Raw genomic sequence first — 12,335 nt, 5'->3', positions numbered from 1 at the left:
GGATGGGTTACTTTTCGTGCATTTATCATACAAATCCATTTTCACGTTCGGCTAGTTTCCTTTAAATTCCTGCGAAAAGTAGAACGGACATCCTTTCTTCAACAACGACTTTTCTTTCCCGCAATCGATCCCTCGCCAAATCTGTAATGAGCTGATTGGATGCAATGAGTAGAATATCCTGCTGCGTCAGCATCGCTACTTGTTGGTAAGTAATGACCCTTTTTGGTAATAGAAAGTATTGTTTTCCTTGATTATTAAGCAGCCGAACACTGCATTCGTTGAATAATTCATTGGGAATCAAATCTGTGTTTGAGAAAGCAAGTTCAAAGGTCAGACGACAATCATAGCTATAACTTTGATACAGCCATTTCACCAGTGGATCTTGTTCGTCTTTTTTTATGAACCGCTCTAAAAATAGGATATCTACCTCGGTCAAATGAATATGCTTGTTATATAGAAAGCTTCTAATTCCTTGGCTAACAGGGGAAGGTGTACGACAAGAAAGAACTAAGGTATTTTGCTCTCGTTCATTGATAATTGAAATAATACGCTTAATTAACTCGTCCATATTCTTACTCCCAGTTCTTATTGCTAATATAGTGACTGTTTCCATTGGATCTCGCTTTACATCAAATCCATGATTGGCTTAGATGACATCGCAATTCCAATTGGTGTTACAAATTGAGGATATTTCGGTTTGTATACCTCTTGTTTCAAATACGTTGAGAATTCTTTTTCAAACTCAGATAGATACGAGGCGCCACCAACAACATAAATCGGTTCTGTTGGATGCTTTCGCAGGACATTGGCAGTAATATTCGCCATTCGTTGGATCACTGGACGGCAAATAATAAAATTCTCTCGATCACGTGCTGGATCTCGCTTAAGCAGTTCAGCCTCTTCAATTGATATTTTATTATTTCCAGCAATAACCAAGGTCATATGTGTCCCACCAGTGGGTTCATCCTCGACGATGATTGGCTTTCCCTGTTCAAAAATACTGATACCGGTCGTTCCACCACCGACATCTACTACCGCACCTTCAGTTACACCTAAAACTAGAGCAGCTGCTGTAGGCTCGTCGACTAGTTGATCCGCCAGCATATTGGCACTTTCAATGACATTTGCCACAACTCGTTTGTTGTTTCCCACCGTTCCCGGCGGAATAGCGCCTGATGCTGCTTTCAACGAAAAACCAAGTATTTCCTCTGCTTGAATACGCAAACGATTCACAATTTGGACTGATTGTTGATAATCAACGACTAGTCCATCTCGGATAACGTTTGCATACTCGAAGGCACCGAAAACCGGCTGATTCTTTCCATCTAAAACAACTAATACAATGGAGGAAGTACCTAAATCGACTCCAACTTTATAACCATCTTCAGGATTAAATGCCTGCGCTTGTTTGGTGTTCACAAGTTCATGAAAAGAAGTTAATAATTGATTGGCTTTTTCGATTGATTCCATACTTCCTCCTCTGGATTATTCCTTGATAATCCGTCCTCTTGTATTTGGCTGAATATCCGCAGCGTTGGCTTCATCTGTATCTACATGCATCTCTAAAACAAAATTTTTTCCCGGTCGCAACTCTACATCGTGAAAGATCGTTCTCCGTGTCCCTTCGAAAATCTCTACTGAGACAAGCTGTCCCTCCTTCAATTTCAAGCGTTCTAAGTCCTGAAAATTAAGATGGATATGGCGTTTCGCTATGATTGCCGCAGGAATTGTCAGTTCTGCCGCCTCACTGCGAATCATGACTTCCACTGCATCGTCTAAATTTCCAGACAAACGAATCGGTGGCTGAAGACCCAAATTTCGTGCATCCGTTTTTGAAATTTCTACCTGAGATCTTTTGCGTAACGGCCCTAAAATTCGAACCTTTTTAATTTCTCCTTTTGCTCCTACTAAGGATACTGTCTGTTTCGACGCAAATTCACCTGGTTGTTTCAAAGGTTTTAGAGGTTCTATCGTTTCATTCGGAAATAGAATATTGAAATGTTCTTCCGTTAAATGTATGTGTCGGTTAGAGATGCCAATTGGAAATGTTTCTGCTTGCATCTCCAATAACACTTCACGAACAATTTTTCTGATTTCCTCGACACTGTAATTATTCATTGCCTACTTTAGGGACCAAAATTTCGTCAACATCACGATGCGGTCTTGGGATTACGTGAACGGAAACCACTTCCCCCACTTTATCAGCAGCCGCACTTCCTGCGTCCACTGCCGCTTTTACTGCACCAACATCTCCACGAACCATCACAGTAACTAATCCAGAACCAATTTTCTCAGTCCCGACTAAGGTTACATTCGCCGCTTTGACCATCGCATCTGCTGCCTCTACAGCTCCGACAAGCCCCTTTGTTTCAATCATTCCTAATGCATCATTCATGTCTATTCCTCCTATTTCATATCAGAGAACTAATTTTTCCTAACGTAAAAATTAATCCTATTTTCAAGCCGTATACCATTCCACTATACTTTTTGTTCTTAATTAACAGTTTCTTTCAGATTGATCTCTTTTGAATCTAACTGCTAAAAGTGGAACTGCCATCCTATTTCATCTCAATGAACTAATTTTTCCTGACGTAAAAATTAATCCTATTTTCAAGAGCTCTACTTTCTGGCGCTATTTCTTCTTTTTGGACTCCGAAGATTTCTTTGATCCTTTAGGAGGATTCTTTTTCTTCTTCGGTTCTTCCTTGATTGGTTTTTCTTTTTTAACCGGATCTTGTTTGATTGGCTCTTCCTTAATTGGTTCTTCTTTTACCGCCTCTTTTTTGTCTGTTGTTTCTTTAATCGGTTCCGCCACCACTGGTTCCTCTTCTGACTTCGGTTCTTCTGAAACTTTTTTCGCTTCTTCTACTACAGGTTCGTTAACCATTGGCGTTTTTACCGATCTTTCCGCAGGTAAATCTGAGGCTTTTTTCTCCTTCGCAAAGAAGAATTTTTCTAAATTATTGGCTGGGCGAGGAATAACCAGTGCTGACAAATACACATTGTTAGCGACTGCTTTTGCTTTACCAGCATCAACCGCTGCCTTCACAGCGCCAACGTCACCAGCAACCTTGACTGTCATCCAGCCGAACCCTTTAGCCTTTTCAACGCCTAAAAGTTCAACATTTGCGACCTTAACCATCGTATCTGATACTTCGATAGCACTAGCCAGACCCTTCACCTCGACTAAGCCAATTGCTTGTTTCATAGTTTCACCTCCATAGGATCAATTGATTTGAATGGCACACCCTTTACTAAACGTGCCGCATTCCCGCCAAACCTTTTCAAAATCATCGGCGGACAAGTTACAACTCGTTGAATCGATTGATAAGGAGTTTCTGGTGCCAAATTTTTATAGTGCAGAGCTGCTTCATTATTTACGTAGCCGATTCCAACATTTAAAGAAGAAGTGTTCGCCGCGACATAAGCAGCCTCTGTCGCTGTCGAAAAATCTCTTTGCTCAATCGAAAAAGGAATTTTTTCTTCTTCCAAGCCATAAAGAATGTATTGAATATCCTCCGTTGACACATTTTTAGAAATATAGATCAATACAACTGGACGAACATTTAAATCAAGCTCCATCGAATCCCTCCCTTAGATAGGAGAGAATTAATCCCGTTGCCACTGCGTTCCGCGGTCCTTCGATTTGTCGGATATTTCCTCGACCCGCAACTAATCCATAATGAGACAGTGCATTGGTGACGATCTGAGGTATTTCAAAATCCAGAGCAGAACCGCCAACGATTACGACAAACGGAATATCTCGAATACTTCCTGTCGGACTAACACGCCGCAAAGCTCGTAACGCATTGGTTACAAAAACACGTTCTTTCGCTGTTTGTCGAACCAATCGGATTTTCTCGATGGAATCATCTCCTGGTATTGGTACATATCCATCAGGTGTTACCACCACCACTTTGGCAAACAAAGCTGGATCTAAAGGTTCATCAAAGAATTGAACAGAGCCATCTTCATGACGGATGTAGAAAATATTCTCCACTTTAGCTAAAGGGTACTTCTTGATGTCCTCAGCTAAATAAACATCCTCTAAACCTAATTCCGATTGAATCAGCATCGTTACCATATCTCCTGCACCAGCCAAATGTGTCGCCACGATTGTCTCGTCTTTTTTAATAATGGACGCATCTGTTGAGCCCGCACCTAAGTCTAGGATCGCCAGCGGTGCAGAAGTTCCTGGAGTCGTTAACGCTCCTAAGATCGCCGCTTCAGCCTCCGCTCCGCCAATTTCAACTTTAATACCTAAGTCCTGTTGAATTTCATCAGCAATTTTGGACATCTGCAAGTGATCAGACTTGACCATTGAGGCAATCCCAACCGCCTGTTCCATTGAAAACTCTCCGGCTAAACCACCTTTGACACTAATCGGCACAAAGGTATCCACCGCCAATAAGTCTTGAATAAAGATTTGATTGACTGGTCGATCTGTCAATTCAGCCATTGTTAAGCGAACTTTTTCCAGCATACCGCCAACATTCGTTCCAGATTCTCCAGTAACGTTATCGATTACTTCAAAGGCCGATACTGCTTCCATGATTTTTTCAGCACCCGCCGAAATTCCTACTGTACTGCGACGATTTCCTCCAGTGATCTCGATTTTACCAGCAGGTATTGTTCGTGCTTTGACATCACCCTTTGGCGTTTTGATCACCACCGCAGAACGATTGCCAATTAAGGCTCTTGCAACAGGGACAATATTTTTGGTTGCCTCCGAATCAAGATCAAAAACCGTCGCAATTCCATAAGGATTTGATAATTGAGAAACCCCGCGGCCTGTTTCCGCTACTTCAACCGCAGCCAGCATGTTTACTGGTACTTTATCAATATAGGAAACTTCATCGACTATTGGAATTTTATGTGTTAGACGATTGTTCACCAAAACACCATCATCGGATTGCATGATCGCAGCAGTAATCAGATAACCATTCGCGACTAGCTGATTGATTTTTTTAGCCACATCATCAAAATCAAAGGATTTATCAATGATTAAAATATAAGGGATCTCTTTTTTACCTGCTTTTTCAAGCTCATCAAACCGAAGCGTTGTTCCTACACCCAGTCCTAAACCACCAGGTGTTTTCGGATTGTGTCCAATCATTGTTGATTCAGTAATAATGGTTTCTGTGATGGTTTCCATCGCCACATCCCCGATAACGGGCGTTGCTTCATTGATCCTGATCAGATCAATGTCTTCAACCTTAAGGCGATTTTTTGAACAAGCCTCATTAATCGCTTTGTAGATACCAAATAGATTCTTCTTCGTTCCTTTTATTCCGGTCGTATCCGCAATTGCTGATTCTAGGAATCGGACATGCTGATGGTCATCGACTTCAACTAAAGCGACTTCAGTTGAGGAATTTCCAATATCAATCCCAATTACACGTTTCATCATTCATTGCTCCTCTTCCTGAATTTCCGAACTAGAATTTAGTTGTCACCTTTAAGTTTTTTCCGTTTTTCATAATGTGCTGCCGCTTCCCGAACATAAGCTGCACTGATTTTTGCTTGGTATTTTGTTTCCAGCTCATTGGCGATATCCAACAGCTCTTGCTTACTTGAACGGTAAGGGCGCAAAGCATTATACATTTCCAGCACTCGTGCATCAGGAACAGCCGTTAACTCAGACGCACGGTCAAAGTTGTTCGCAATTGTTTTTCTTCCAGCACTGGTTGCGATCTCCCCTTGCGCTTTCAAAATGCGAGGAGTAATTTTTAGATCATCTGGTGTTAATGAGCCATTTAATACGTTCTCTAGCGTGATATCATCCAGTGTCTTGCCAGTATTCGTTTTAATCCAATCTGGATGGTTTTTAGCGATTGGGTAATCCGCTACTGTCGCTGCCCCAGAACTTACTGAATTTTCTGGCGCGGCAGGACTTGCACCGCTATTCATATCTTTTAAGATTCCTCGAACCAAACTTTCAATAGATTGTTCATTCATTCTAGTCACCTCACTATAAAGTTACAGAAATTTCTTCTGCTGGTTTTCCGATTACCACGTGCTTTGTTTCTTTAATATGGAGCAAAGCAGATAACGCTTGATATTTAGGTCGTGCCATTTGGTCATTCATCATTGGCACAGGGTTTGGTGATTCACCTTTGGCATATTTTGCAGCATTTTTCCCGATTGCACGATAGGTTTCTAAAGTAATCAGCGGTGCTTGAGGGAACAATTCTAGATTTGATAGCGGTTGCAAATCTTTTTGGTGAATGATCGCTGTTCCTTTTGATTGGATCGATACACAGACACCTGAGCCTGACAACTTATCTCCTTCGACACCGGCAAAGGCAACATCAGAGGTTCGATAAACTTTTACAACTCGTGCCTTTAAGCCTTCTTCTTCAATCCCAGCAATAACTTGCTTCAGAATATCTTTGTGGGGTACACCAAGAATGTTGGTGGTTTGTGATTCTGCAAATGCCGGTGCCACAGCAATAACTACTTCATCCTGAGAATTTCCTGGTTGAGCAACACCGACAGATTTAAACCAATCCGATGATGCTGCAGGCTCTGTCTTTGTTTGTTCAAATGCAACAGGCTGGTCTCCAGTACTCGCTTCCATTTCCGTCAACACTTCTTTGATAATGGAGCGCAAAAGATTTTCATTCAGTTCTGTCATTTTTAATCCTCCTATTTCATATTAAGGAATTAATTTTTCTAACGTAAAAATTAGTCTTATTTTCTCGCCGTATATCATTCCACTAGGCTTCGATCCTTAATCATAAGGCTTTTGCCTATTGAGTTTTTCTTACCTTTCTAAATGCAAAAAGTGGAACTGACATCCTATTTCATATTAAGGAATTAATTTTTTCTAACGTAAAAATTAGTTTCATTTTCTCGCCGTATATCATTCCACGATGTTTCAACATTTAATGTTTGATGCCTTCACTCTCCACTGATCGTATGGTGAAAAGTAGCGGGGGCATTCTTAAATGTCTTTCGGATTGATTGCTTTAGGAATTGCTTTAACTTTTTCCCATTCTGAACCATCTAGTCGGTAGCCTGTTCCTGGTCCAGCGTAATCATTCTTGTCGTTCACCGCAGAGATAACATTCCAATCTGCATCAAAGATTGAAGACGTTTGAAGGAAGTCGCCAGCTACACGCTGTTTCAAAAGATTAAGCAAGCTCGTCGCCACATCTTCAAAACCACTTTCTGACAATCCTTTAACAAGATCCAATCCTGTTTTCCCTTGCGTTAACAATTCCTGTGCCGCCTTGATATCTTGAACCATGTCGCGTTCAGGCATATCCTGTGAGCCGCGAGCATAGGTTGCTGCTTCAACCTCTTCATCGGTGATGGTTGGCAAACCTAATTTATCGAAGAGACCCTGTAATGCTCTCGCTGCTTTGTTACGCACTGCAACGACATCTTCTTCACTGACTGGACGTAATCCACCGTCGACCTTCAAGTCACGTTGAATGACATTGTAATCATCAAAATCATCAGCATCGAAGTTTGAACCGGCAAACATGTTGTCATAGTTTGGTGTTGCCGAGTAACCTGATGAAATGAAATCTGTTCCTGGTAAGAACTGCATCAATAGACGAGCCGTTCTCCGAATATCAGAATGTGAGAAGGTTTGGTCATTTCCAGAAGCTACTTCTAAATCAAGCAACATGGCAATCAAATTTTCAGCTAAAATCGCCCGAATCCCTGACGGAACCGCTCCTGGCACACCGATACAACTAATCGAACCATTTTGTAAGCCTTGAACACCTGCTGCTTTTGTTAAATAAATACAACGGGTTTCTAGATACAGCATCGATTTACCTTCCGCATATCCCATTTGTACCTCTGATCCAGTTCCAGAAGTAAAGCGCATTTTCAAGCCGCGAGAAGCATAACAGGAAGCCAAAAATCCTTTCGACCAAGGTGTATCGTCTCCGTCAGTAAATACCTGTTCGGTTCCATAGACAGAGATCGTTTCTGCATAAGCAGTGAACCCACGCATCCCTAGATCCAGCTCCGTTGCTTCCTCCAATGAACATTGAGTTAATACGCCTGGACGTCCAGTTTGCGAACCAACCATGATTGCCACCGCATTGAATGGCGCATAACGAGCTACGGCAACGGTTGTTTCTTGTTCATCAAATCCACGCAATGCTCCTTCAGCAGCGTCTGCAGCGATTTGAACAGGATTGTCCCGCACATTCGTTACGTGTGATTGTGTTGTTGGCCGACGACGCGCCCGCATTTTTTGGACCGCCATCATCATTTCAACCACGTTCATATAACCAACCACTTCATTCAATTTTCCTGGTGTTGCCGCTGTGGTTAATTGAACGATTTCTTCTCGAGAAATGTTTGGATCAACGATTTTATTCGCTAATTCTTTCGAAGGAATGGCCATCACTTCTTCGGTACGAGTCAAGTCAATTCCATATTGAGCAATATATGAATCAATCAAATCAAAGTCAGCTTTGTCTTTTCCATCAAGCTCAACCACTTCGCCATTGACGATTTTAATACTTGGTTTAGGGTCATTAGGGCTTTGCATCGCGATTAAGCCTTCTTCTACCCACTCATCCACGAAACCATCTTGATTGACCGGTCTTTTTTCTAGTTCTTCAAATCGTTTTGATTTCATCTATTTTTCACTCCCACTATTAAATGTATGATGGTTGATCATTTTTAGGCGTGCTTCCCATGGTTCCAAGTAACTGACAGCCAATGTCCCGAGCTGAGATAATCGCTTGACGCACAGCGCCTGAATCGCCTGTGATTGTCATCGTTACCTCATTGGAGAAGCTTTGCCCATTTTGCGGTGTCGCATAAGATACTACGTCAACATTCGCTGATTTTAAGGCTGTATCTGCCATTACTACACCAATAGCAGCAGGAGCTCCTACTAAAATTCCGAAGGCTTTGCCAACAGGGGCACCAAAGACTTTGTTGCAAGCATAGCTAGCACGAGCAGTATATTGACATTCGATGTGTCCAGCTTCATTTCCATATACATCACCAAAAGTACGTGTATCTACTTCCTTCAACGTTACTTCTACTGCACGTTTCACGTCTGATACATCATCACCGCCAAAAATCACGATCGATCCGTGACCGGCGCCACCTTTTGTATCGCGAGGCATTTCAATCAAGATTACTTCCGTATTCGTTGCTTTCACCGCTTCATCAGCAGCCATAATATGAGGTCCGGCACCAGTACGGGCACCAACAATTCCGATTGAACGATATTTTTTCTCTAATTTCATTGTTTCTAAAAGAGAGGAATCGACGTTAGCAATTACTAACCCAATTGTATCTCCAAATTCTGTCGCTCCTACAAATTCAGTCAATGCACATTGCTTTTCAATCATTTTTTGATCTCCTCCGTTAGTTGTTTTCATCTCATTTCCTGTTTCCATTTTTGCGAGGACGCGCTTCATGATCTCTTCGATCTTTTGATCCGTGTTTGCCATCAGCTATCCCACCCTTTCTATTCTGATTTAGGGAGCAAGCCTTCAACTTCAGTGTGTGGACGTGGAATAACATAATTAGAAACAACTTCTCCAACTGCATCGGCCGCAGAAACACCTGCATCAACTGCTGCTTTTACCGCACCTACATCTCCTCTTACCATTACAGTGACTAATCCAGAACCAATTTTCTCCGTTCCAATTAAGGAAACATTCGCAGCTTTTACCATCGCGTCAGCTGCTTCAATAGCACCAATCAACCCCCTAGTTTCAATCATTCCTAACGCTTCCTGTTGCATAAAACATTCCTCCTAATTATTTTGATAGCACTTACATTTATTATGATAAACAAAAAAGATAGAACAAATTTGTCCTATCTTTTAGTCCGATTATTCGCAATATTAATATTTTGTCATCACATTATGTCAAGACAACGCCAAACAAGCCTTAATAAGAAGTCAATTAAGGTCAAAAAATAGCAAAATTTTGTCTTCTGCTAGTCAAAATAATGTTATTGGTATTATCGCGATTTAAATTGAATTTGTGTTCTGGTAGAATAATAGATGACTAGGAGGCGCTTACATGGAAAATATCAGTACATTGAATTCGCAAAGTTCCTTGCAACTTTCCAAAACAATCCAAGATTTCGCTCTAGCAGCAGATTTTGGCTCGGTCCTCGTTGATATACATGGAAAGGAAACTTCTGACCTGTATAACTTTTCCCCTTTTTGTCAGATTATGCGTTCGAAGCCAGAGTTTAAATCTCTTTGCCAAAAATGTGATGCATTTGGAGGCCTTGAAGCCTCAAAAAATGGTAACCCTTGTATTTATCGTTGCCATGCTGGACTTACAGATATCTCATTACCTATTATTCGCAATAATCAATTGATTGGATTCGCATTATTTGGTCAAGTAGAGATGAACGATGACACTGAGAACCCATTTACCCGCATCCACCCGATCGTTACTCACTGGGAATCTTCCCCAGAATTACGTCAAGCTAGAAAAAAAATAAAGACAGTTAATACGACTCAAATTGAATCTGCGGCTGCTCTGCTCAAAACAATTGGCGACTACCACTTTAACGACACTGACCCACGTGAACAAATCAAGTTTAACTTTCATTCAAACAAAAAAGAGACAAAAAATACAATAAATTCGAAAAACGATGAGATTCGCAAGGCGATTTCTTATATTGATACCAATTTAACCACCAACTTAACGCTTGAAGATGTGGCTAATCATGTTTACTTAAGCCAATTTTATTTCAGCCGTTTATTCAAAAAAGAAATTGGTGTCAGCTTTATTACCTATTTAAATCAGCAACGAATTGAACAAGCGAAAGTTCTTTTGACTCAATCCAACTTGAGTATAAAGTCTATTTCTCAAAATATCGGCTATTCTCAGACTAGCTACTTCTGTAAAATATTCAAAGAACTTGTTGGTATGACACCAGTCAATTATCGAAAAATCAAATAACTCCTGATAAACAGCCGAATTACGGCTGTTTTTTTGCGAGTTCTGCTTTTCGCAGTGTAAAGGGATTGGACTGAAGAAAACAATCCTAAGGAAGTTCATTTTTCAAAAACCGGAAAAAATGAGCTTATTTCGTTACGCATGCGATTCCACTAGTATCATTATTCACAATTTAATCTAAATCAATGATTTCTTTTTTCGATGTACAAACTGCAAAAAGTGAAACTCGAAAAAAAGGTGAGGTGCCTGGAAGACACCTCACCAAATAAACGTCAATCTGACACTTTTAATGGTGAAATAATTCTCCCAATACAATTATCTCAGCAAGTGGGCAGGTATCCTGACTTCGCATCATCCTTCACCTCGCCTTCCCGAAAGTGGCTTATTGAGATGTCGTCCGCAATACAGTAGAAAGGGTCTGCCAAGGATTCTCACCTTGTTCCCTGTTCCAAATGCTCTTATTCAATTCTATCCGCCTACATAATAACTCAGAATGTATGCGTTGTCAAAATTCATTCGTTAATAAGAACTCTTTCAAACTTGAGATTCCTTCTTGATTAACTGCAGATAAGGAAAAAACTTTTTTTGCTCCAGCTAACCGAAGTCTTTTTTGCGCTATATCAAATTCCTCTTGGCTGTGCTCTATATCTGTTTTCGTAATAATTCCAATCATCGGTTTCGTAAAACGTGAAGAGAAACAAGGTGGAAAATAATTTTGTTTACTCGTAATACTTTGAACAATGGCAATGCAATCCGCACCGACAGCGGAGCTCACCAAAGCATTGTAATAGAACCGATTTTCCATAAACTCACCCGGTGTATCGATCACATTATCTGTAAAATAGACCTGTTGTGTTTTATGATATTTGATTTCCCATTCATTAAGAATTTGCATCAGGGTTGTTTTCCCCGATCCCGTCTCACCTATAAATATAACTCGCTTCATCCGTTATGTCCTAGTGGTTTCTGCAACATCAAAATCTAAAATCGTTGCGAGTGAATTCGTTACCTGCTTTAGGGCAAATTCTACAGAGGACACTTCACCGATAATCACGACTGCTCCGCTAAAACGATCCATAAAACCAATCGATACATTTCCTGATTTTTTAGCAATGTCCGCACCAATAATTGACGCTTCACTTGGTGTAATGGTTAAAATACCAATCGCATCACCAGTATGTTCAAGACCAAGCTTTTCAAAAACTTCTTGATTGGCATGTGGAATCAAATGAGCAAGCGTGACCTGTTTCCCGGGAACATATTCTTGAATAGAACGTTCAATATTTCTTTTCTCACTCATGACAGTCACTCTCACTTTCATAAAAAGTTTAGCATAAAAAAATAGCATAGTTTTGTTCTAATACAACAAAATTATGCCTTCGGATTTCTTACACAACAATGACTAAAAAAAGCCTTTGTCTCCAG

The 12,335-nt window shown here is 40.7% G+C and carries 15 protein-coding genes and 1 riboswitch; of the genes, 1 reads left to right on the top strand and 14 read right to left on the bottom strand.

The annotated features are described in order from the left end of the window. Positions 1–61: 61 nt before the first annotated feature. From pduM to J9537_RS04785, 12 genes are all read right to left on the bottom strand, one after another. Positions 62–568, bottom strand: a complete 507-nt coding sequence (gene pduM, locus J9537_RS04840; protein WP_010746535.1) for a PduM family microcompartment protein — start codon at positions 566–568, stop codon at positions 62–64. Positions 569–624: 56 nt separating this feature from the next. Then, positions 625–1,470, bottom strand: a complete 846-nt coding sequence (gene eutJ / locus J9537_RS04835) for an ethanolamine utilization protein EutJ (protein WP_218256921.1) — start codon at positions 1,468–1,470, stop codon at positions 625–627. Positions 1,471–1,485: 15 nt separating this feature from the next. Further along, complete coding sequence (gene pduL / locus J9537_RS04830; protein WP_218256920.1) at positions 1,486–2,118, bottom strand: phosphate propanoyltransferase; 633 nt, start codon at positions 2,116–2,118, stop codon at positions 1,486–1,488. Next, positions 2,111–2,395: a BMC domain-containing protein gene (locus J9537_RS04825; protein WP_010746538.1), complete on the bottom strand. Its 285-nt coding sequence runs from the start codon at positions 2,393–2,395 to the stop codon at positions 2,111–2,113. Before J9537_RS04825 ends, pduL begins: the two co-directional genes overlap by 8 nt. Before the next feature lie 237 nt (positions 2,396–2,632). Continuing rightward, a complete protein-coding gene (locus J9537_RS20785; protein ID WP_218256919.1) occupies positions 2,633–3,208 on the bottom strand; it encodes a BMC domain-containing protein in 576 nt (191 codons plus the stop codon). Continuing rightward, positions 3,205–3,582 (bottom strand): glycerol dehydratase reactivase beta/small subunit family protein, encoded by a 378-nt coding sequence (locus J9537_RS04815; protein ID WP_218256918.1) that lies wholly within the window; start codon positions 3,580–3,582, stop codon positions 3,205–3,207. Before J9537_RS04815 ends, J9537_RS20785 begins: the two co-directional genes overlap by 4 nt. Continuing rightward, the gene (locus tag J9537_RS04810; protein ID WP_218257329.1) at positions 3,572–5,407 is read right to left on the bottom strand and encodes a diol dehydratase reactivase subunit alpha; all 1,836 of its coding nucleotides are present in this window, start codon (positions 5,405–5,407) and stop codon (positions 3,572–3,574) included. The genes J9537_RS04815 and J9537_RS04810 overlap by 11 nt, the downstream gene beginning before the upstream one ends. Positions 5,408–5,445: 38 nt before the next feature. Next, positions 5,446–5,958 (bottom strand): diol dehydratase small subunit, encoded by a 513-nt coding sequence (locus tag J9537_RS04805; RefSeq protein ID WP_218256917.1) that lies wholly within the window; start codon positions 5,956–5,958, stop codon positions 5,446–5,448. A 13-nt stretch (positions 5,959–5,971) separates the two neighbouring features. Continuing rightward, the gene (locus tag J9537_RS04800; protein ID WP_010746543.1) at positions 5,972–6,637 is read right to left on the bottom strand and encodes a propanediol/glycerol family dehydratase medium subunit; all 666 of its coding nucleotides are present in this window, start codon (positions 6,635–6,637) and stop codon (positions 5,972–5,974) included. A 309-nt stretch (positions 6,638–6,946) separates the two neighbouring features. Continuing rightward, complete coding sequence (locus J9537_RS04795; protein ID WP_218256916.1) at positions 6,947–8,608, bottom strand: propanediol/glycerol family dehydratase large subunit; 1,662 nt, start codon at positions 8,606–8,608, stop codon at positions 6,947–6,949. Positions 8,609–8,627: 19 nt separating this feature from the next. Further along, positions 8,628–9,437: a propanediol utilization microcompartment protein PduB gene (pduB, locus tag J9537_RS04790; RefSeq protein WP_088931994.1), complete on the bottom strand. Its 810-nt coding sequence runs from the start codon at positions 9,435–9,437 to the stop codon at positions 8,628–8,630. A gap of 17 nt (positions 9,438–9,454) precedes the next feature. Then, complete coding sequence (locus tag J9537_RS04785; RefSeq protein ID WP_010746546.1) at positions 9,455–9,733, bottom strand: BMC domain-containing protein; 279 nt, start codon at positions 9,731–9,733, stop codon at positions 9,455–9,457. A 283-nt stretch (positions 9,734–10,016) separates the two neighbouring features. Between J9537_RS04785 and J9537_RS04780 the strand changes: the two genes are divergently transcribed. Beyond that, the gene (locus tag J9537_RS04780; RefSeq protein ID WP_218256915.1) at positions 10,017–10,913 is read left to right on the top strand and encodes a PocR ligand-binding domain-containing protein; all 897 of its coding nucleotides are present in this window, start codon (positions 10,017–10,019) and stop codon (positions 10,911–10,913) included. A 310-nt stretch (positions 10,914–11,223) separates the two neighbouring features. Next, a riboswitch (cobalamin riboswitch) is annotated at positions 11,224–11,405 on the bottom strand. A gap of 10 nt (positions 11,406–11,415) precedes the next feature. Here J9537_RS04780 and J9537_RS04775 read toward each other — a convergent pair. Continuing rightward, positions 11,416–11,856 carry a EutP/PduV family microcompartment system protein gene (locus tag J9537_RS04775; protein WP_218256914.1) on the bottom strand — a complete coding sequence of 147 codons (441 nt, stop codon included), beginning with the start codon at positions 11,854–11,856 and terminating at the stop codon, positions 11,416–11,418. Positions 11,857–11,859: 3 nt separating this feature from the next. Beyond that, positions 11,860–12,210, bottom strand: coding sequence for a BMC domain-containing protein (locus J9537_RS04770; RefSeq protein ID WP_218256913.1), 351 nt, complete (start codon positions 12,208–12,210; stop codon positions 11,860–11,862). Positions 12,211–12,335: the final 125 nt, after the last annotated feature.

Source organism: Enterococcus raffinosus (assembly GCF_019175485.1).
Taxonomy (GTDB): domain Bacteria; phylum Bacillota; class Bacilli; order Lactobacillales; family Enterococcaceae; genus Enterococcus_A; species Enterococcus_A raffinosus.
This window is presented reverse-complemented; position numbering and strand designations above follow the sequence as displayed.